General features: G+C 53.1%; 18 protein-coding genes. 11 read left to right on the top strand and 7 right to left on the bottom strand.

All coding sequences use genetic code 11. The features are described 5' to 3' along the window. Positions 1–14: 14 nt before the first annotated feature. The 9 genes from IMCC3135_RS27805 to IMCC3135_RS27845 all read left to right on the top strand — a co-directional run bounded on the left by IMCC3135_RS27805 (position 15) and on the right by IMCC3135_RS27845 (position 9,875). Positions 15–422 (top strand): acetoacetate decarboxylase, encoded by a 408-nt coding sequence (locus IMCC3135_RS27805; RefSeq protein WP_205737741.1) that lies wholly within the window; start codon positions 15–17, stop codon positions 420–422. Between the two features lie 47 nt (positions 423–469). Continuing rightward, positions 470–1,255 (top strand): 3-hydroxybutyrate dehydrogenase, encoded by a 786-nt coding sequence (locus IMCC3135_RS27810; protein ID WP_205737742.1) that lies wholly within the window; start codon positions 470–472, stop codon positions 1,253–1,255. A 165-nt stretch (positions 1,256–1,420) separates the two neighbouring features. Then, complete coding sequence (locus tag IMCC3135_RS27815) at positions 1,421–2,182, top strand: YfdX family protein (RefSeq protein ID WP_157736314.1); 762 nt, start codon at positions 1,421–1,423, stop codon at positions 2,180–2,182. Between the two features lie 199 nt (positions 2,183–2,381). Beyond that, the gene (locus IMCC3135_RS27820; protein ID WP_088920565.1) at positions 2,382–3,371 is read left to right on the top strand and encodes an AAA family ATPase; all 990 of its coding nucleotides are present in this window, start codon (positions 2,382–2,384) and stop codon (positions 3,369–3,371) included. A 53-nt stretch (positions 3,372–3,424) separates the two neighbouring features. Beyond that, on the top strand, positions 3,425–4,402 hold the full coding sequence (locus IMCC3135_RS27825; RefSeq protein ID WP_088920566.1) for a DUF58 domain-containing protein: 978 nt from the start codon (positions 3,425–3,427) through the stop codon (positions 4,400–4,402). Continuing rightward, on the top strand, positions 4,399–4,932 hold the full coding sequence (locus IMCC3135_RS27830; protein WP_088920567.1) for a DUF4381 domain-containing protein: 534 nt from the start codon (positions 4,399–4,401) through the stop codon (positions 4,930–4,932). Before IMCC3135_RS27825 ends, IMCC3135_RS27830 begins: the two co-directional genes overlap by 4 nt. Continuing rightward, positions 4,932–5,987, top strand: coding sequence for a VWA domain-containing protein (locus tag IMCC3135_RS27835; protein WP_236994675.1), 1,056 nt, complete (start codon positions 4,932–4,934; stop codon positions 5,985–5,987). Before IMCC3135_RS27830 ends, IMCC3135_RS27835 begins: the two co-directional genes overlap by 1 nt. Beyond that, positions 5,984–8,020, top strand: coding sequence for a VWA domain-containing protein (locus IMCC3135_RS27840; RefSeq protein ID WP_088920569.1), 2,037 nt, complete (start codon positions 5,984–5,986; stop codon positions 8,018–8,020). The genes IMCC3135_RS27835 and IMCC3135_RS27840 overlap by 4 nt, the downstream gene beginning before the upstream one ends. A gap of 22 nt (positions 8,021–8,042) precedes the next feature. Further along, positions 8,043–9,875, top strand: a complete 1,833-nt coding sequence (locus IMCC3135_RS27845; protein WP_157736315.1) for a BatD family protein — start codon at positions 8,043–8,045, stop codon at positions 9,873–9,875. Positions 9,876–9,979: 104 nt separating this feature from the next. Here the strand turns inward: IMCC3135_RS27845 and IMCC3135_RS27850 are convergent, their stop codons facing one another. Further along, positions 9,980–11,098, bottom strand: a complete 1,119-nt coding sequence (locus IMCC3135_RS27850) for a metallophosphoesterase (protein WP_157736316.1) — start codon at positions 11,096–11,098, stop codon at positions 9,980–9,982. Positions 11,099–11,190: 92 nt separating this feature from the next. Further along, a complete protein-coding gene (locus tag IMCC3135_RS34330; RefSeq protein WP_157736317.1) occupies positions 11,191–11,985 on the bottom strand; it encodes a DUF6675 family protein in 795 nt (264 codons plus the stop codon). Positions 11,986–12,132: 147 nt separating this feature from the next. Here IMCC3135_RS34330 and IMCC3135_RS27855 point away from each other — a divergent pair, with 147 nt between their 5' ends. Both IMCC3135_RS27855 and IMCC3135_RS27860 read left to right on the top strand, forming a co-directional pair. Beyond that, entirely contained in the window at positions 12,133–14,367 is a 2,235-nt protein-coding gene (locus IMCC3135_RS27855) for an ATP-binding protein (RefSeq protein ID WP_088920572.1), read from the top strand. Then, positions 14,360–14,980, top strand: coding sequence for a biliverdin-producing heme oxygenase (locus IMCC3135_RS27860; RefSeq protein ID WP_088920573.1), 621 nt, complete (start codon positions 14,360–14,362; stop codon positions 14,978–14,980). The genes IMCC3135_RS27855 and IMCC3135_RS27860 overlap by 8 nt, the downstream gene beginning before the upstream one ends. A 328-nt stretch (positions 14,981–15,308) precedes the next feature. On the opposite strand, the gene IMCC3135_RS27865 is transcribed toward IMCC3135_RS27860, so the two are convergent. The 5 genes from IMCC3135_RS27865 to cyoA are packed head-to-tail and all read right to left on the bottom strand — an operon-like array spanning position 15,309 to position 20,350. Beyond that, positions 15,309–16,148: an SURF1 family protein gene (locus tag IMCC3135_RS27865; protein ID WP_205737743.1), complete on the bottom strand. Its 840-nt coding sequence runs from the start codon at positions 16,146–16,148 to the stop codon at positions 15,309–15,311. Between the two features lie 18 nt (positions 16,149–16,166). After that, positions 16,167–16,613 carry a cytochrome o ubiquinol oxidase subunit IV gene (cyoD, locus tag IMCC3135_RS27870; protein WP_088920574.1) on the bottom strand — a complete coding sequence of 149 codons (447 nt, stop codon included), beginning with the start codon at positions 16,611–16,613 and terminating at the stop codon, positions 16,167–16,169. Then, complete coding sequence (gene cyoC / locus IMCC3135_RS27875) at positions 16,613–17,239, bottom strand: cytochrome o ubiquinol oxidase subunit III (RefSeq protein ID WP_088920575.1); 627 nt, start codon at positions 17,237–17,239, stop codon at positions 16,613–16,615. The genes cyoD and cyoC overlap by 1 nt, the downstream gene beginning before the upstream one ends. Before the next feature lie 11 nt (positions 17,240–17,250). Continuing rightward, complete coding sequence (cyoB, locus tag IMCC3135_RS27880; RefSeq protein WP_236994676.1) at positions 17,251–19,260, bottom strand: cytochrome o ubiquinol oxidase subunit I; 2,010 nt, start codon at positions 19,258–19,260, stop codon at positions 17,251–17,253. Positions 19,261–19,273: 13 nt separating this feature from the next. Further along, positions 19,274–20,350: a ubiquinol oxidase subunit II gene (gene cyoA / locus IMCC3135_RS27885; protein WP_205737744.1), complete on the bottom strand. Its 1,077-nt coding sequence runs from the start codon at positions 20,348–20,350 to the stop codon at positions 19,274–19,276. Between the last annotated feature and the right edge of the window lie 4 nt (positions 20,351–20,354).

Here is a 20,354-nt window from a genome sequence, read left to right on the forward strand (position 1 = left end):
CAGGAGTCATTCACATGAAGGAAGAAGATGTAATCAGAAACGCGTTCGCCATGCCATTGACCAGTCCATCCTATCCGCGTGGCCCCTACCGATTCGTCAATCGAGAGTTTTTCATCATCACCTACCGCACAGATATGGACGCACTGCGCGCCGTCGTCCCCGAACCGTTGCAGCTGACAGAATCGATTGTCAAATACGAATTTATCCGCATGCCTGACAGTACCGGGTTCGGCGACTACACCGAATCCGGACAAGTCATACCGGTGGAATTTTCAGGTCGCACCGGTAGTTATGTCCACTCGATGTTTCTCAACGACGACAGCCCTATCGCAGGTGGTCGCGAGATCTGGGGCTTTCCGAAAAAACTGGCCAACCCTCGGTTAAGAAAGGTCGTCCATGACTATCTGGCCACACCTCAATAACCTCGACTCGACAATTCCTTAATCACATAACCGAACAGGAACTGAAAATGATGAATCTGACTGATAAACGATGCCTGATAACAGGCTCTGCCAGTGGTATTGGCAAGGCTATCGCTGAGCGCTTTGTGGCTGACGGAGCAAAGGTGGCTATTGCAGATATGAATCTGGATGCGGCACAGACAACAGCGACGGCTCTCAACCGGATGGGACCCGGGCAGGCGATGGCAATCGAGATGAATGTCACCGACGAGACTGCCGTCAATACGGGTGTGCAGAAGGTGGTCGACACCTGGGGCGGGGTCGATGTTCTGGTCTCCAATGCCGGCATTCAGATTGTTCACAAACTACAGGACTTCCCTTTCGACGAGTGGAAGAAACTGCTCTCGATTCATCTGGATGGCGCTTTTCTCACCTCCAAGGCGTGCCTGTCTCATATGTATGAAGCAGGCTCTGGTTCGGTAATTTTCATGGGTTCAGTTCACTCCAAAGAGGCTTCCCCTCTGAAGTCGGCCTATGTCACAGCCAAGCACGGTCTGTTGGGTTTGTGCCGGGTCATTGCCAAGGAAGGAGCCCAGCATGGTGTACGGGCCAATGTAATCTGCCCCGGCTTTGTCAAGACACCATTGGTAGAAAAACAGATCCCTGAACAGGCCAGGGATCTGGGAATTTCTGAAGAGGATGTAATCAACAAGATCATGTTGGGCAGCACGGTCGACCAGGAATTCACAACCGTTGAAGACGTTGCCGAGATTGCACACGTGTTTGCAGCCTTCCCCACCAATGCACTGACCGGGCAGTCGATGATTGTCAGCCATGGCTGGTTCATGGAATAGGATGACCGATCCAGGAGCCCCGGAACCATCAAAAGACGATAGACCCATAGTCAGACAATGAAGATTGTCAGAAACGTAAATATCGGGTCAAGCTTGTGTTAATCCCTGACCTCATAGTATCAACTGTCCACTCAGGACAGCCAACACACTATGAGGACTTGGATCATGAATCCACGTAAACAACTACTCACCCTGGCCATAGCCGGAATCCTCGGCAGTTCTACCCTTATCCTTGGCAGCAGTGCTTTTGCACAAAGCACCACGCCGGCCACTGACAAGCCCGTCGCAGAAGTCGTCACTCCTGCGCCCTCGGACGTCGCACAGAGCACCAAGGCAGCGACTGAGACAACGGCCACTGAGGCGGAAAAAATCGCCTCAAGCAATGAGGCAAAACCTTCGCTTATCAAGACGGTAGACGAGGCTTACAAAGCGCTGCAGGAGATTCGGGGTGCCCGTATGGCGATCTTCAACGGCTCACCTGAGCAGGCAGTAAAACTCACAGGCGAAGCTCGTACGGACCTGGCCGCGGCGAATGATTCAATGCAGGAAAACGCGCTTGCAACACAGAAAAAGGTTGATGACAACGAGACCTATATTCCATTCGATACAAGCATGTCGCTGGCCGAAGGTTTTGTACCCGATGAGGCCAAACAGGCGGCTCTGACCAAGGCGAACGAGCACCTGGCCAAGGGTGAAAAACAGCATGCAGTCGAAGCCTTGAAGCTGGGCAATATCGACGTTGCGGTATCAGCCGCCATGATTCCAGCGTCCAACAGCCTGAAGCATGTGGATGAGGCCGTAAAGCTACTGAACGAGAAAAAGTACTACGAGGCCAATCTTGCGCTCAAGGCGGTCGAGGACTCAGTCCTGATCGAAACCTATGACATCAACAGCATCCCGGTACAGGGTGTTGCCAAACAGGGCTAGTGATACAAGCCCACAACCTCTTTGACTTGATAGTGAAGCCCAGACGACAGGTCTGCTGTTGTCTGGGTATCCGGGGCTCCAGGCGAGTGATTCTACGGATCTCCAGATTTACACAAAAGTATATTTCGTGGCAAACCCCTGTTAATCACCCATCCGATATTGACAAGAATACCTCCATCATCAATCGAGTGTCACCCTCATGAACGCAGCCAGCACCGCCCTTCAACCGGACCATAACCGCGATACGATCGAGCATCTGCTCTCCTATATGGAAAAGTCCATTGTCGGACAACGAGATTTCGTCGAACGACTAATGATTGGACTGCTCGCCGACGGTCACCTGTTGCTCGAAGGTGCACCAGGATTGGCAAAAACCAAAGCAGTCAAAGTGCTCTCGGAGGCCATTGCCTGTGATGCCCAGCGTATCCAGTTCACACCCGACTTACTGCCAGGCGACCTGACAGGTACCGAGGTCTATCGCCCCGAGTCTGCCACTTTCGAATTCCAGCGTGGTCCCCTGTTTCACAACCTGTTGCTGGCAGACGAAATCAACCGGGCACCCGCTAAAGTGCAATCGGCACTGCTCGAAGCCATGGCGGAAAAGCAGGTAACTGTCGGCGGCAAGACCTACCCGCTGCCGCACCTGTTCATGGTCATGGCAACACAGAACCCGATCGAACAGGAAGGCACCTACCCACTGCCCGAAGCGCAACTCGACCGCTTCCTGATGCACGTGAAAATCGACTACCCGGACATGGAAGCGGAACGCCAGATACTGAGTATTGTCAGAAATGAAGCGATGGCGACACCGATCGAAAAGCCTGAGCCTGTGCCGCAGGAAGTCATTTTCCAGTGTCGCCAGCAAGCACTGGATGTACACGTATCTACCGCCCTGGAAGACTACATTCTGCAACTGATCTTTGCCACCCGCCAACCTGCCACCTATGGTGAGGATCTGCGCGAGTTGATCGCCTACGGTGCCAGCCCTCGAGGCACGATCGCGCTGGTGCGTTGCGCCCGTGTACATGCCTGGTTACGCGGTGCCGATTTCGCGACCCCTGCCGATGTGCAAGCGGTCATTCCTGATGTGCTTCGCCATCGAATTATCCTGAGCTTCGAGGCAGAAGCTGATGGTGTCACACGTGATCAGTTCATTGCAGAGTTGCTGAAGCGCGTACCCGTGAGTTGATGCATCCATCGTTTTAAAACGCCTGAGAATCCTGATACAACGAGCAGACAGCCATGAAACCAATCGCGCAACCCAATGACTACGGCGTGGTGGCAAGCGTCCACGAACTGGTACGCGCCCGCCCCGACCGGGCAGTGACCGGTTTCGCCCCCGGAGGCAAGGTCAGTACCCATCAATTCGGCACCAACCACTCGGTGTTTCGAGGACGTGGCATGGAATTCGATGAGTCTCGGCTCTATCAGCCAGGTGATGACAATCGCAGCATTGACTGGCGTGTCACAGCCAGGACGGGCAAAGTGCACACCAAGCTGTATCGTGAAGAACGCGAGCGACCCGTCTACGTACTGATCGACTGTCGCCGCATGATGCAGTTCGGTTCTCGTGTGAGATTCAAGTCTGTACTGGCGGCCCATATGGCCTCAATGCTGTGCTGGGTAGGTATTGATGATGGTGATCGTGTCGGCGGTTTTCTGCTGACACCGACCGGACTCAAAAGCTTTCCAGCCAGTCGCAGTCGTAGCAGCATGCTTGCATTCCTGCACGCCATCAGCGACGCCACCCAAATAGTTGAATCATCAGGCAACAGTACGCAAGCAGAAGAGAACTCCGAACCTTCACTTGCGCACGCTCTGGTTCGACTGCGCAAAGCCTGCCTGCCCGGCACACTCGCCTTTGTCATCACCGACTTCAGTGATTTTGATGCTGCGGCGGAAACGGAGCTCAAGCGACTCAGCGTGCGTGCGCACGTCACCAATCTGCTCGTATATGATCCACTGGACGCAAAACTGCCTACACAGGGTGACTATCGAGTCAGTGATGGCAATCAGGTGCTCTCATTGGAGCAACTGAATATCACGCAATCCGAAGCTCATGAAATGGCATTCGCAACACGCAAAGAGCGCGTTGCCCAGTTATCACGTCAACGCTCGATGGCCTTTCTGTCTGTGTCCACAGCCGACAAGCCAGAAAGCGTATTACATCCACACAGAAAGCATGCCCGCCGGGCGCATACGCTCGGAGCCTCCTCATGAGCACTCAACCACCGGTAGCTGTACCCGTTGATATCAGCGCGCAACTGGCAGCATTACACGACATTCACCTGCCCGACCCAGTAGCGATGTGGCCACCAGCCCCTGGTTGGTGGATTTTGATGCTCCTTGCAATAGTCCTCATTGCCTCCGCTGCCCTGCTTCGACATTATCGACGACACTCGATCAAGTTGGCGGCTTTGCGCGAGCTGAGCATACTGGAACAATCACTGGATGATGAAAACAATGTTCAGTCACTGGCAACCTCAGTCGGTGTACTGATTCGCCGGGTGGTTCTCAATCTGCCAGACGGTAAAAGATACGCCAATGTACATGGTCAGCAGTGGAGTGATTACCTGGCCACCGTGCCCAAAGGAATGCCGGCATCGGTTGCCACGCTACTGGCGGCGGCTCCCTATGCGCAGCCGAATACGATGCAAGCCTCTGGTGCCGCCGGGCAGAATATCATAGAGCCTGTACCCAGTTCCGCCATCATCGCTGAAGCCAGAACCTGGATCAGGAGACATGCATAATGGAATTTCTCTTCCCCATCGTCTTCATTCTGCTGCCCCTGCCCTGGCTGGTACGACGATTCGCACCCGCAGCCCCCTTGTCGACAAATGGTGCATTACGTGTCCCCTTTTTCCGCCAACTGACGCACGATGGCAAGCCTGACAATAGACGCAAACCCTCCAGATCGTGGCGCCTGATCGGCGCCTCATTGATCTGGTTACTGTTGCTGTGCGCGGCGGCCAGACCCGTGTTTGTTGGCGACGAAATATCGCTACCCGTAGAAAGCCGAGACTTGATGTTTGCCGTGGATCTGTCCGGCAGTATGGCACGCGAGGATTTCACTCTCGATGGCCAGGCCAGCGATCGATTGACAGTCGTCAAGGCCGCCGCCGATGATTTCATCACTCGCCGCACGGGCGATCGAATTGGACTTGTATTGTTCAGTGATCGCGCCTACCTGCAGGCTCCTCTGACCCTGGATCGTCAAGTAGTCCGCTCGCTATTGGATGAGGCCCAGGTTGGTCTGACCGGAACTCAGACCGCGATAGGTGACGCCATTGCCATTGCCATCAAGCGTTTGAAAGATCGCCCGGTACAGAACCGTGTCTTGATTCTCATGACTGACGGCGCCAGCAATGCCGGTGTCTTATCCCCCATGAAAGCTGCGACACTGGCCAAGGAGCTGGGTGTCCGTATCTACACTATCGGTGTCGGTGCCGAGCAAATGGTCGTTCAGAGCTCCATGGGCCAGCGTATCGTGAACCCATCGGAAGATCTCGACGAGGAAACACTAGCAGCAATCGCTTCGCAAACCGGTGGCCGATATTTCCGCGCCAATGACACCAGCGGACTGGCATCGGTTTACAAACAGCTCGACAAACTGGAACCCGTCTCGGCAGACCCCGTATTCGTACGCCCGTCCGTCAGCCTGTTTTTCTGGCCTCTGGCAGCCGCCGTGCTGCTAACTGCGCTGATGATCATCTCCATGCTACTACCCGGAATGGTAGCTGCCTTCAACAAACGAGGCAGCACAACATCCAACACCCGCCGCCGTTCGACCGGACAAGCGACATGAACCTTGACAGCTTCTTCTTCCTGCGCCCGCTGTGGTTGCTACTGCTGCTCCCCCTGATAGCACTGCTGTGGTATCTACTGCAGATCAGTCGACACAGTATGACTAGCCCCTGGCAACGATTGGTTGATCCACACCTGCTCAAGTACCTGGTGGTGAAAAATGGCAGCAACCATGAATCATCCTGGCACAAGTCCGTACACTCGATACATTTGGCTGCCTTGGGAACCGCACTTCTAGCTGCAACCTTTGCGCTTGCCGGCCCAACCTGGGAACGCAATCAAATACCTACCTACAAGGCGCGTATGCCCGTTGTCATGGTATTGAGTCTTGCACAGTCGATGAATGCCACCGACCTGTCGCCCAACCGACTGGCACGCGCCGAACACAAGGTGCGCGATATTCTGCGTCGCAATAAAGGCGGTGACCTTGCCCTGGTGGTGTACTCGGACCAGCCATTCGCCGCAACGCCGCTGACCAGTGACGCCAAAGTCATCAGTGACATGCTGCCCGAATTATCAACCAATCTGATGCCAGTGCTGGGCAACCGGCTGGACCTGGCCATTGAACAGGCCACCACACTGCTACAACAATCCAGTGCCCGCAAGGGAGAAATACTGGTACTGGCAGATGACGCCGGTCAGCAGCCAGAACTGGGCGTCGCAGCCGCTGAAAAAGCTGCCGACGCAGGCTATCAGGTCAGCATTATGGGTATTGGTACAGAGGCCGGTGCAGCGTTGCAAACAGCCTCTGGCCAAAGCATTACCAACTCATCAGGCAAAGGCTATACCACTCAAATGGCTACAGCTGATCTCACCAGAATCGCGGCCGCAGGTAACGGCCACTTTGCGATACTGACACCCGATGCCAGTGATCTGGACACCCTGTTGTCGGATGCCCCCATAACAGACACAACAACATCGCAGCTGGAGCCTGCATTTCATGCCGACACATGGAACGACATGGGCTACTGGCTATTACTCATTCCCCTCTTGCTGGCGCCTTTGGCGTTTCGCAAAAACCTGTTGCTATCCATTTTTCCACTGGTGCTGGTACTAAACCTGTCCGTTGGCACACCCGATGTGCAGGCCGCCGAAGAGGCAACCACAAGCAGCAACATCGACAGCGTCACCTCCGACAACGCACAAGCTGCCATCAAGAAGAATAGTGATTGGTCCACGCATTGGAAGAACCTATGGCGCACCCCCGATCAACAGGCCGAAAAAAACTTCCAGACAGACGATTTCAAAAGCGCAGCCAACAACTTCAGCACCCCCGACTGGAAAGCAAGCGCCCTGTATAGAGACGGACAATTCGAACAGGCAGCCACACTCTATGGTAGCCAGTTAGCAAGCTTCAACGACCACTACAATCACGGCAATGCACTGGCGATGGCTGGTCAATTGGAACAGGCGCTGACAGCCTACGACCAGGCACTCAAGCTGAAGGCAGATGATGAAGATGCACTGTACAACCGAAAATTAGTCGCAAAGCTCATTGAGCAGCAAAAGCAAGAACAACAACAAGAACAACAACAACAACAACAACAACAACAACAACAACAACAACAACAACAACAACAACAAGAACAACAACAAGAACAAGAACAAGAAGAACAAGAACAACAAGAACAACAAGAACAAGAACAACAAGAACAACAAGAAGAACAAGAAGAAGAACAAGAAGAACAACAAACCGACGGCAGCGAGCAGCCTCAGGATCAACAACAGCAATCCGAGGAGCAACAGCAGCAGGCCGAATCGGGTGAGCCATCTGAAGACCAGCAACAACAGGCCGATGCCAGAAACGCCTTCCAGAAAGCCATGGACGAGATGCTTAGTGGCAACCGCAATGCAGCCGACGCCAGCGATACAGAACAAACAGCCGATCAAAAACAACCTATAGCTGGGCATGAATACTCGGAGCAGGATCAGGCAATTGAGCAACAATTGCGCGCGGTGCCAGACGATCCATCAGGCTTGTTACGAGCCCGTATTCGCCAGCACTATGCACAACAACGTGCTGATCGCAGTTGATAATCAGCTTCAGGAATCGATCATGAAAACTAGAATCGTTATTGCTCAGTGCTTGCTCGGCGCACTATTGAGCATCAGCAGTCTGATGCAAATGGCAGTGGCCGCAGATGGGTTACAGGCCCGGCTCAGTACAAACACGATCGGATTGGGTGACACCGTGACTCTGACTTTGTCAGCCGATGCCGAGCGTGTAAAAAGCAATCCGGACCTTTCACCGTTACAAGCTGATTTCGACATACTCAGTCAATCAAGCAGCTCCCAGACCACCATCATGAATGGTGATCGTAACGCCACAATCAGCTGGTCGATAACACTGGCTCCCACATCCCAGGGCACATTGGATATACCGCCGATTTCAGCAGGTACACTGAGCAGTAATGCACTCAGTCTCGATGTGCTCGAAGCTGGCAGCCTACCCGCAGGCACCTCAGCTTCGCAAGACATTACTGTCGAATTAGTCGTGGATAACAAACCTCACTACGTTCATGGCGAAATTCCGATCACTGTACGCATCACCGACGGTGCAGGTTTGACGGATGCATCACTGCAAGTGCCAGGCAGCCAGGACTTCACACTGCAACAAACCGGTGAGGACGACTTTTCTCAATCCGAGCAGGATGGTAAAACTGAATCCGTGATGCAACGCCACTATCTGCTGACGCCATTGAAAAGTGGTGAACTGATGTTACCCGCAGTTCTGTTGCAAGGCTCGATTCCCGCCCCTGCCAATCAGAGCACAACGTCATCGAACCCCGGCATGCCAAGTGTTTTCGGGGGTTCGCCTTTCGGTTCATCCTTGTTTGATCGCATGTTCAACCCAGGTCAGCAGGTACGTGTTCTCTCGAAGCCTGTCACACTGGATATCAAAGCCAATCCTGTCAACGACAGTAGCTGGTTCCTGCCAGCAAAAGAGGTAAAACTGAGCGCCAAATGGTCTTCGCAAAAACCGACATTCAAAGTCGGCGAGGCCGTACCACGCACCATTCAACTCTTTGCACTAGGTGCGGCACGTGAGAAATTGCCGACTCTGGAATTTGCCGGAACGGATGGCGCCAGAATGTACCTGGACCGATCAGACGACAAGTCAGTTGATACGGCCCAGGGTACCGCGGCTGTTCGAGAATTCAGCGTCTCTATTGTGCCAACGCGCTCTGGTGAAATCACTCTTCCTGCCATTGAGGTGAACTGGTGGGATACTCAGGCCGATGAACAACGTACTGCCAGTCTGCCAGCTGAAACCATTTCCGTTACAGGGGGAACTTTGGATACCACGACCGACATTGCCGGCTCTACTCAACCATTGGCTAATGCGACTCCACAAGATGACATACGGCAAACACCAGACACCCCTGATAGCTTTGACACCAGAGCACCAACCAGTCAGTTGTTGCTTTGGAGTGGTTTGACTATAGCCGCATTGACAGGCGGTGCTCTACTTGTGCTGCGTTATCGACGCACACCACTGCAACCCGCAGCTTCAGGCACACTCAAACCTGGCAGCTTGAATCGTCGGCGTGAGAAAAAACTTCAGCAACAAGTATTGAGACAGCTGCATAGTCAAGTGGTCAATTCCAGCAAAAACAACCAGCCAGAAGCAAGCTATGCCGCTTTCAGAGCGTGGCATGCAACAGCAATTCCCGGGGAACCCTTGAGTTCTCTGAGTCTGCAGGATCACCATCCGGGCTTGGCAATCGAATTCGATAAACTTGAGTCGCGCTTCTATCAAGCAGGCGCATTGCAGACCTGGGATGGCAATGCTTTTCTCAATGCCTTCCAGGAGTCAAGTACGCAATTGGAAAAACATGAACAAAGTATCAGCCATACTACCTATGTGCCAGCACTGTACCCTGCTTGACCCAGCGTAATACCAGCGACAAGCAAACTGTCGTCAAGGAAACCCAGCAGGCAAAGATACAGGGCCGTCTGAAATAGATAATAATTTTTCACGAGCCCTTGATCTCAAACTGACTGCAACTCGATAACCGTCATTTCACAACGTGTACCAAATCTCATCAGTGGTCCCCAGGTTCCTGTGCCTTGTGAGACAAACAAGTGATTGAGTGATGCCTGGAAATGACCAGCCACATGTGCATAACGCGTTCTTACCAACAGGCCGAATGGCCAGATCTGCCCCTTGTGAGTGTGCCCGGATAACATCAACTCAATACCATGACGTTTCGCATCATCCCAGATATCCGGCTGGTGATATAGCAGCACCGTAAAGGGTAAAGCGTTAGTGTCATCAATGCTTGCGCCAGTATCCGTACTGGATACGAAAGTATTCAACTGGTCAAGAGCCGCAGTGGCCTCATGCCGCTGCTGACGATCCTCCACACCGATGACTCGCAAGCCCAGTATCTCGACTGACTGATCACTCAGAACCTGGACTCCGTGCGCGGCAATATCCTCAAGCACCTGTGCATAGTTGATATACCGCTCATGATTTCCACTGCAATACAGCACCGGACATGACATCGAAGCCAGTGGTGCCAAATCTGCCATGGATACATTTTCATCGACAAGATCGCCGGTAATGAGCAGTAAATCCGGGGATTGCAGACGTACTTGCTCTATGACTTTTTCCAGAAATACAGGTTTTCTTGAACCAATATGAACATCACTGATCTGTACTAGCCGCAGGTTTTCTTGAATCTTTGGATTGCTGATGTTCAGCGTGACCGTATGAATCCTGTGAGCTGAGTAGAACGCCCAACCGCAGAAAAGTATCGCCAGAAATACGGCCCAATAACCGGCAACGGCATTGGAAAGGAACAAAGAGAGAATCACCCCGCAAGCAGCTGCCGTGAAGCAGACAGCACTGACACCCAGATACTGGAAGACCCACCAGCGAAACGATCGGCTACGTGTGCGAAACACCGCAAGCAACAGCAGAAACATGGCAGGAAGTACCCATAAACTGATACTCCAAAAAGAGTAAAAGGATGCCCCAGACAACAATGCGGCCAGGGTGATGGGCGGTGCGATCATGCTGAGCCACAACAAACTGATCATGGCGGCAGGCCACTTCAACTTTGAAAACAACTGTCTTTCTCTTGCGGGGCTTGCGGTAACACTCATTGGTTTAGAGACATCCTGAATAGTCTGCGTTGGATCGATGCAATAGTACTGCCCAACCGGCTGCGGGTGTTGCCTTACAGATGGCAGCGCCCCTAAGGTGCCAGCGGTGGATTCTGATCTGGCGCTTGCCCGATCAGCAAACGATAGAAAGCGGCCTGTCGATTGACGAGTGACTTTTTGCGTGCGGCCAGCGAACTGTGCGTGATGACCGCCAGACTGAAGTAGGACCATGTCGTATCGTCAATCCGATTGATGAACAGGACCGAGCGGACTTCATCAGGTTTGAACAGCGTGACAGGACCAAGCCGGATAGACGATATATTATTGCTCTGCAACACCAGTTTATCGGGTGATGAATCTATCGCCTTGATACTGTAAACGTTCGAGCCCCAGGAGCGCGAATCGTTTTGAGAGAAATACAACGTCTGCCCACTGAGCATCTCCTGCGCGGTGAAGTCAGATCTCGCCGAGTTCGTATCAGGTGATACTACGGCAAAGGCATCTGTTACCAGTTCGCGCCAATCTTCATCCGTCACCGACCAGTAAGGTAACCCTTTAGTCGTTGAAATGGCACCGAGCCGAATCGCGATATCATCAATCGATCCTGTTTCGGTGAAACGCCCGGCAAGTGCTATCGTCAGCGCCGCCGGCGCTTGCAGCTCAACGTGGCAATTCTTGGGCAATACCGACAGGTCAACCCAAGACGCTACGGAGGGCGAATTGCCAAGCTCTCCCAATGACGGGTATGGGGCATCGACACTGCTGGGGCAGACGGGCGTGGATGCTGCTTGCAGTGCAGGTGATACCAGCCAACAGAGTGCGGCCGGCACCAATAGCACGCAGAAGCGCACGGACATGGCGATACTGCCGAGACAACGTGTCTGCATAAGGGTTTCTACTCTAAATAGCATTAGTAACCTCATGAATGGTCACTTACACTTGCATTGGTTGACAGATTACGTTGGAATCGTACCTCTTCCGCGTTATCAGTGGCGGTGGTATGAAAACAACGCAGCATAGAGCCAAGGAACGACATGGATGCAAAGCAGTCGCTAGATACGTTTTTCCACTTACCGGAACCTGCGACGCTGGACAACTGCGACAGAGAGAAAATCCACCAGTCTGGAGCCATCCAGAATATCGGAGCGCTCCTGGTTATCGATCCGGAGAGTCATTGCATCATCGGCGCGTCCCCGAATGTAGCCGCAATTCTGGGCATCGAACCGGCACAGCTTTCCTCCGCCAAGCTTGAAGAAGTCGATGCCACGCTGGCTGCGCAAATCAGTGAAGTGGTGGACGGGACCCACATACTTCACGAAGCAATAGACTTTCAGCCAGAGCATGCAGGTGTTGTCTACGACACAGTAACCCACTGTCACGCCGGGCGTCGACTGATTGAGTTCGTCCCCAACAGCAGCAACTCCATCAACAGCTGTCGCAGGAACATGCGCTGCTGCAGTAAAGCATGCACCACGATACTTCACACCGACAACTTCGAGGAGGCCATGCAGATGGCTGTTGATGCGGTGAGACAGATAACGGGCTTCGCCCGAGTAAAGATCTACCGTTTTCTGCCAGATTGGTCTGGAGAGGTAACTGCTGAAAGCAATGATGGTCAAGTGCCCTCCTACCTCGGGCTGCATTTTCCCGAACGCGATATCCCTCAGCAAGTACGTCACCTGATGACTTTAGTTCCCTACCGGGGAATCGGAACAATATCCAATGACAACATCCCTGTGCAAACCTCTACACAGGAAAGCCAGAAAGAACTGGAACTCGACCTTACCTGGTCCCTGCTCAGATCGGTCTCTCCGATGCATACCCAATACCTGTCCAATATGGGCGTTGCATCGACTTTCTCTACCAGCTTGATGCATCAAGGATCACTTTGGGGACTAATTGCCTGTCACAACACCTCACCGGGAATTGTCCCATTTGACAACTGGGGGTTATTGCATGAGATTGGCACGGCGCTGATGGTCAATCATGCACAGAAACAGTATTCCGAAGTTGCTCGAATGTCTCATCGACTCAGGGCAATCGAAAGTAACTTCACGTCGGCCTTGCAGCACGAAGGCCGTGCCGAGACGATCATCGAAGTGCTGGCACCCAGTCTTCAGGGGTTTCTGAAAGCCGATGGATTCGCTTTTCTTTTCGGCTCCCATATTCACGTTTCGGGCAAGACACCACCGACAGACTTTATCCATGAGCTGCTTGAATGGGCCGGCAATTCCCCTGAAAAAATGAATCAGTTTCATTCAGAAAAATTGCACGAAGAATGGCCCGCCGCCGCCTTACATGAAGAGACGGCCTGTGGCGTTCTGGTTCAATCAACGTCCATGCACCGCGTTTGCAAACTTGTCTGGTTCAGAGGCCGCATCACTCAGAACGTGCACTGGGCAGGTCAGCCAAACTCCAAAAAACCAAGTCCGCATGCAAAGGCCTCTGTTCTGACTCCCAGAGTTTCATTTGATCAGTGGGTGGACGAACATACCAGGCAAAGTGCTATCTGGCAAGAGTGTGAGCTCATCATGGCGAAAGAGATACTCCGGGACTTTATGGATATCATCACATCGCAGACACTGCTGAGTCAGGAAAACCAGTCACTTCGACAGTTTGCGGCTTCAGCAGCTCATGACTTGAAGACACCACTGCGTGGGATCAATGCAGCACTGGATATCATGGATGAAGAAAATTTCGATGAGAGTGTGGTCAAGCAAACGCACGCCATTGCAAAAAAATCTGCCAGACGCTTATCTGATCTGATCTCAGGGCTTATGGAATTTTCCATGACAAGCGAACAGGCACATGAGTTTCACTCGACAGATCTTGCAACTACTGTCAGCGACGCGCTGGAACTCCTGGCCTTGTCTATCAAGGAGTCAGCGGCTGAAATCACCGTCAGCGAGATGCCTGTTATCCATGCAAACGAGATTTTGATGCTTCGACTTTTCCTCAATCTCATCTCCAATGCGATCAAGTACAAACACCCTGATCGCTGTCCTGTCATTCACATCAATTCGCAAACAGCCGAAAATGGATGTACCGTCATTACGGTAACGGACAACGGTCAGGGAATTGAGGCGCAATATGCCGCTCGTATCTTTTTGCCACTGGAGCGACTACATTCTCATTCAAGCGTTGAAGGATCCGGTCTGGGTCTGGCCATCTGTCAACGTGTCGCGCAGGTACACTCAGGCACCATAAAGCTGGATACTCATTATCAGGAAGGCTCTCGATTCATCTTCTCGATTCCAGCCCATGGCTGAAGCAATGAAAGGCACACAATTCACCGTGCAATCGGTCAGACAGGTGCTTGCCACACGCACCCGACAGGCTCACGAAGCCCTGCATGAACACCCTTGGATTGCTTCGCTGCTAGATCCTGAATTGACAATCAGTGGTTATTGCACGGTACTAGGCGCCTATCACGGTTTCTACCAGCATGTGCAAGAAGCCTGTTCAGTTCATTCAATCAAATCAGGCCTGTCGCTCGCACTGGCAAGAGATCGACTGAAGTACGACCTCGACTGCTTGCACCAATACCACCAGAACAAGCCACAAATTCCAGTCGAGCTGATAGTCGAAGAACCGGCCGAACTGCTTGGAGCCCTCTACGTATTGCACGGCTCAAGCTTCGGTGCCTCGATACTGAACAAAAATGTACGCCGAGTACTACCTGATGCCCCTCGACACTTTCTTGGCTCTGGCACAACACGTGAATCCTGGCAGCAGCTGATCAATGAGCTTGAACAGTTCAGAGGCGACGATCTGGCCCGCGAGAAATTGATCAACAGTGCCAGCGCCACTTTCCACGCATTCGGTTCGCACGTTACACGATATTGTGAATCACGTCGATCAAGCCTGGTGCAGACTCGATAGCCTGGCTTATGTCATCGGCAAGAAAATATCGTTTGTCGAACAGACTGCTTGCCCCTAGTCTCTACGCGTCCACTCAACAAACGTAGAGCTCTCACAATGCAACGGCCCACTTGCAGTCTAGAACACTTGATCGATCAGATCGATATCACCGAATCCGAGCGTGAAGCTGTCAAAGCGCAGGTCCGGCTAGCAGAATCAACTGTGGATGCATTGGCAGCGGTTGCGTCGGGCATCAGCAAACTGCTGAAACCGCTGATTCATTGGAAAGCCGGAAAAGCCAATTTGGCAAACAGGTAAACAGGCCAACAACACTCGCAGCATGGCTTTGTCAGCCCGGCTCTGACTGCACAGACGAATCTGCTTTTCGCCAATCCTTCAACAACAAGATCAGTCCGAACAGACTCAGGGCTGCCAATGCAAACCAGGTTAGCGCATAGACCAGATGCGTATTGCGAAAAGCGACGACCGTCAGTCCCGCCCGAGGAAACTCCTCAGCCCAATCGACAGTATTTTCAAAGATACCTGCATTTTCAGTTGCAGCGTCGATGTCGCTGGCATCATCACGACTCTCGACATCGACAAAAAAAGGCGCTATCGGCCCCGCCAGTTTCATCGTCTGAGCAATGGCAGCAGTGTCACGTGAATACCAACGTCCGGCTTCGGGGGCGTTTTTGCGTAGAAAGCCGCCCACAGGCTCACTGAGACGTAACAACCCTGTGATCTCTACACGGCCCACAGGCTCTGGTGTCAGGCGCATCGCCGGCTCACGCATCGCTTGCGGAACAAAGCCTCGGTTTATCAACACCGTTCCACCAGCGTCCAGCAGCAGTGGTGTCATGACCCAATAACCGCTGCCCAGCTCGGTGACGGCAAGCGACTGGACTTCGGCGGCATGATCAAAAACACCAGCCAGATAAATGCGCTGATAAACCAGTTCTTCCACCTTCATATCATTCCAGTCAGCGGAATCTGGAACCGGCACAGACTCTGCGTGAATGCGTGCATCCACGGTTGCGATCAACTCCTGCTTCCAGGCCAGCCTGTGCAATTGCCAACTACCCAGCCCGCTGAACAACACCGCCAGCGATACCAGCAACAGCAGCATGGCCGCTCTTTGCCAGAGCGGTCGTGCAGCTACCGAGTCATTGTTCGTCAAACGCTTTGGCACGACAGTCGATGAGTGCCCTTACTTGTTCGGCGACATGTCCTGGCCCGGCACATCAGACTCTCCGAGTCCCGGTTCGCTCATCCCCTGACCATTCATGCCCCCATCATCCATGACTTCCATCATATCGGGCATCATGTTGCTGTCCATATGGTGCATGACCCACATCGTACCGGCAAGGCAGATGACCAGAACGATCAGTGTGAACACCAGGGCCGTCATGTTCCAGCCACCTTCTGCCTGCAAATCCATATGCAGGAAGTAGATCATGTGTACCACAATCTGCACCACGGCAAACAAGAGCACGATCACAGCCGTCAGAGCACGCGATTCCAGCCCACCGGACATCACGAGAATGAAGGGAATTGCCGTCAGAATGACTGACAGGACAAAACCTGTCATGTAGGAACGAAAGTCGCCGTGCGGAATATGACCGTCGGCTGATGGTGCATGTTCTGCGTCAGTCATCAGATTGCCCCCATCAGATAGACAACAGTAAAAACGCCAATCCAGATGACGTCGAGAAAATGCCAGAACATCGACAACGTTTCGACACGACGTCGATTATCGTTGGTCAGACCATGTTTTCTGATCTGCGCAAGCAGTACAAACAACCACACGATACCAAATGTCACATGCAGACCATGTGTACCGACCAGTACGAAAAATGATGACAGAAAGGCTGAGCGTCCGGGGCCATAGCCAGCATGAATGAGATGATAGAACTCATAGAGCTCAATCACCAGAAAAGCTCCACCGAAGGCAGCCGTAATCAACAGCCATTTGCGCAAGCCGGCCTGATTACCCCTACCCATCTGCAGCATGGCAAACCCGTAAGTGATCGACGACAGAAGCAACATGCTGGTATTTAGTGCAATCAGCCAGAGGTCAAACAGCGCCTTCTGATCAGGGCCACCGCCATAGCGATCCCCCAGCACGGCATAGGTGGCAAACAGGATGGCAAAGATGAGACAGTCACTCATCAGATACATCCAGAATCCAAGCGGCGTGCTGTGGCCTGCCGCGTGATGGGGCTCCTCCTTCAGATGCCAGACACGTGTCTGTTCAGGACTGGTTTCAATTGAGCTACTCATTATCTGTTCACCTATCCGTCAGTCGCGATGGCTGAAGGCGCGAGTTGTCGCGATTCTGTCGTGATCACCGTCTCGACCGGAATGTCGTAGTCGCGATCGTAATTGAAGGTGTGCTTGATCGCCGCACCGATCATCGCGATGAAAGAGAAGGCGGCCAGCCACCAGATATGCCAGACCAGTGCAAAACCGAGCACCAGTGCGATGCCGGACATGATGACGCCGGCACCCGAACTTCGTGGCATGTGAATCGGACGAAAGCCCGACGTCGGTGCGGTATAACCATGAGCTTTCATATCCGACCAGGCATCCACGTCATAGACCACGGGTGTAAAGGCAAAGTTGTAATCCGGTGGCGGAGACGAGGTCGCCCACTCCAGTGTGCGCGCATCCCAGGGGTCACCATCAACTGCCAGTTCCTTGCGATTTCTGATCGAGACGAAGATCTGCATCAGCAAGGCAAATATGCCGCCTGCGATGAACAGGGCACCAAAGCCTGCAATGATGAACCAGATATGCAACGAGGGATCATCGAACACCCGCATCCGTCGTGTCACACCCATCAGGCCGATAATGTAGAGCGGCGTGAAAGCCACCCAGAAGCCGATCACCCAGCACCAGAAACTGACAAGTCCCCAGAAGCGATCCAGTTTGAATCCGAATGCCTTGGGGAACCAGTAGTTGATACCGGCAAAGACACCGAACACAACGCCCCCGATGATCACGTTGTGAAAGTGCGCAACCAGAAACAAGGAGTTGTGAAGAATGAAGTCGGCGGGCGGCACGGCCAGCATGACACCCGTCATGCCGCCGATGGCAAACGTCATCATGAAGGCTATCGCCCACATCATGGGCAGCTCATAGCGTATCCGCCCACGGTACATAGTGAACAGCCAGTTGAACAGTTTTGCACCGGTTGGAATCGAGATAATCATGGTCGCGATACCAAAGAAAGAGTTCACCGTCGCCCCCGATCCCATGGTGAAGAAATGATGCAACCACACCAGGTACGACAAAATGGTGATACAGATCGTTGCATAGACCATCGAGGAGTAACCGAATATGCGTTTGGCTGAGAACGTTGCAACAACCTCAGAGAACACACCAAACAGCGGCAGAATCAGGATATAAACCTCAGGGTGACCCCAGATCCAGATCAGGTTGACGTACAACATCGGATTGCCACCAACATCATTCGTAAAGAAGTTAGAGCCTATATAACGATCGAGCGCCAAGAGCGTGAGCGTTGCCGTCAAGACCGGGAAACTGGCAACGATCAGGACATTGGTACACAGAGAGGTCCAGGTAAAGATCGGCATGCGCATCATGGTCATGCCCGGCGCACGCATCTTGATGATCGTGGCGAGCAGATTGATGCCCGAGAGCGTCGTCCCCACCCCGGCAATCTGCAGTCCCCAGATATAGTAATCGACCCCCACATCCGGACTGGAGGATATTCCCGATAACGGCGGAAAGGCGAGCCAACCCGTCTTGGCATATTCGCCGATGAACAACGAGACCATCGTCAGGCCCGCACCACTGGCAGTCATCCAGAAACTGAAGTTATTCAGAAACGGAAAGGAGACGTCACGTGCACCAATTTGCAGAGGCACAGCGTAGTTCATCAGGCCCGTGACGAAAGGCATCGCCACAAAGAAGATCATGATCACCCCATGGGCGGTGAACACCTGATCGTAATGATGCGCATTGAGATAGCCTTCTGAGCCATTGAATGCCAGGACCTGCTGCAAACGCATCATGAGAGCGTCGGCAAAACCGCGCAGGAACATCACCAATCCCAGCACCATGTACATGATACCGATCTTCTTGTGATCAACGGTGGTAAACCATTCCCGCCACAGATAAGTCCAGAGCTTGTAGTACGTCAGAGCGCCAAACAGCGCCGCACCGATAACCACAACGCCGATGAAGGTGCCGATGAGGACGGGTTCGTGAAACGGTATCGAATGCCAGCCGAGCTTCCCGAACAGGAAAGTCGGATCGTAGGTTTCCGCAGTGGCCATATTTGCCATACCTTCAGTTCTGTTGCTCGGTGTGTTTGCCGTGCGAGGTTTCTGTCATGGGCTCTTTCTCCGGCTCTGCCGCCTCGGTCGAGCTTGCATCATGTTCGCTTTCATCACTTCCGTGATCGCCGTGTTCTGTCGCGCCCTGCTGAGCACCATGCTTCATCTGCGCATCCATGCAAACCTCCCCCTGATGCAGACAGCGGTTGAGAATATCGTGATAAAGCTCTTCATCCGCCAAATAAAAGAACATGGGTTCCACGTTCTCACTCGGCTCGGCCAACTGGAAATAACGTTGCCTGTCTAGAGTTTCACCGTCCCCCACCTTGCTTATCCACTGGTCAAATTCACTCTGCTCCAGCACAAGAAAATCGAAAGACATGCCTGAGAACCCGGCGCCGCTGTAATGGGAAGAGCGCCCGTGATACACACCCGGATCGTTACCGACGGCCCAGAGTGTCGTCTGCATCGAGGGCATGGTGTAGATCATGCCGGCAAGTGCGGGAACATGAAATGCGTTCATGACCTCGGTTGAGGTCAGCTCGAATTTGATCGGGCGATCGATCGGTGCTGCCACCTCGTTAATGGTAGCAACGCCGTATTCGGGATAGAAAAACATCCACTTCCAGTCCATCGATACGGTCTGAATGATGAGCGGTTCGACCTCGGGGTCTACCGGTGTGTGTGCATCAATCTTGTCCAGGGGGCGATAAGGATCAAGCTGATGGGTGCCGACCCAAGTGACAGCTCCCAACCACACGACGATAGTCAGCGGTGCGGCCCAAGTGAGCAGCTCCAGCGATGTCGAATGGTGAAAATCCGGATCGTACTCGGCGCGATGATTCGACGCTCGATAATGCCAGGCAAAGATGCCTATCGCTACCATCACTGGAATCACGATCAGCAGTATCAGGAAAGTGCTGATGCCCATGATATTGCGTAGCTGCACGGCGACATGACCAGCCGGGGCCATGACGTCTGAGCTACATCCGGACAGCAGCATGACCAGGGCCGCCGCGCCAGACCATCGCCAATGAGCCAGCAACGGTTGTCGAGGGAAACAAAAACTGCGTAGTGTCGTCTGCATCATATCT

The sequence above is a fragment of the Granulosicoccus antarcticus IMCC3135 genome (assembly GCF_002215215.1).
GTDB classification, from domain to species: Bacteria; Pseudomonadota; Gammaproteobacteria; order Granulosicoccales; family Granulosicoccaceae; genus Granulosicoccus; species Granulosicoccus antarcticus.

Excerpts from the sequence above, each read along its gene's own strand:
- IMCC3135_RS27850 (WP_157736316.1), bottom strand. The coding sequence starts at position 11,098 with ATGAGTGTTACCGCAAGCCCCGCAAGAGAAAGACAGTTGTTTTCAAAG.
- cyoD (WP_088920574.1), bottom strand. The coding sequence starts at position 16,613 with ATGACTGACGCAGAACATGCACCATCAGCCGACGGTCATATTCCGCAC.
- cyoB (WP_236994676.1), bottom strand. The coding sequence starts at position 19,260 with ATGGCCACTGCGGAAACCTACGATCCGACTTTCCTGTTCGGGAAGCTC.
- cyoA (WP_205737744.1), bottom strand. The coding sequence starts at position 20,350 with ATGATGCAGACGACACTACGCAGTTTTTGTTTCCCTCGACAACCGTTG.
- IMCC3135_RS27835 (WP_236994675.1), top strand. The coding sequence starts at position 4,932 with ATGGAATTTCTCTTCCCCATCGTCTTCATTCTGCTGCCCCTGCCCTGG.
- IMCC3135_RS27810 (WP_205737742.1), top strand. The coding sequence starts at position 470 with ATGATGAATCTGACTGATAAACGATGCCTGATAACAGGCTCTGCCAGT.
- IMCC3135_RS27855 (WP_088920572.1), top strand. The coding sequence starts at position 12,133 with ATGGATGCAAAGCAGTCGCTAGATACGTTTTTCCACTTACCGGAACCT.
- IMCC3135_RS27845 (WP_157736315.1), top strand. The coding sequence starts at position 8,043 with ATGAAAACTAGAATCGTTATTGCTCAGTGCTTGCTCGGCGCACTATTG.
- IMCC3135_RS27815 (WP_157736314.1), top strand. The coding sequence starts at position 1,421 with ATGAATCCACGTAAACAACTACTCACCCTGGCCATAGCCGGAATCCTC.
- IMCC3135_RS27805 (WP_205737741.1), top strand. The coding sequence starts at position 15 with ATGAAGGAAGAAGATGTAATCAGAAACGCGTTCGCCATGCCATTGACC.
- IMCC3135_RS27830 (WP_088920567.1), top strand. The coding sequence starts at position 4,399 with ATGAGCACTCAACCACCGGTAGCTGTACCCGTTGATATCAGCGCGCAA.
- IMCC3135_RS34330 (WP_157736317.1), bottom strand. The coding sequence starts at position 11,985 with ATGCAGACACGTTGTCTCGGCAGTATCGCCATGTCCGTGCGCTTCTGC.
- IMCC3135_RS27820 (WP_088920565.1), top strand. The coding sequence starts at position 2,382 with ATGAACGCAGCCAGCACCGCCCTTCAACCGGACCATAACCGCGATACG.
- IMCC3135_RS27840 (WP_088920569.1), top strand. The coding sequence starts at position 5,984 with ATGAACCTTGACAGCTTCTTCTTCCTGCGCCCGCTGTGGTTGCTACTG.
- cyoC (WP_088920575.1), bottom strand. The coding sequence starts at position 17,239 with ATGAGTAGCTCAATTGAAACCAGTCCTGAACAGACACGTGTCTGGCAT.
- IMCC3135_RS27860 (WP_088920573.1), top strand. The coding sequence starts at position 14,360 with ATGGCTGAAGCAATGAAAGGCACACAATTCACCGTGCAATCGGTCAGA.
- IMCC3135_RS27825 (WP_088920566.1), top strand. The coding sequence starts at position 3,425 with ATGAAACCAATCGCGCAACCCAATGACTACGGCGTGGTGGCAAGCGTC.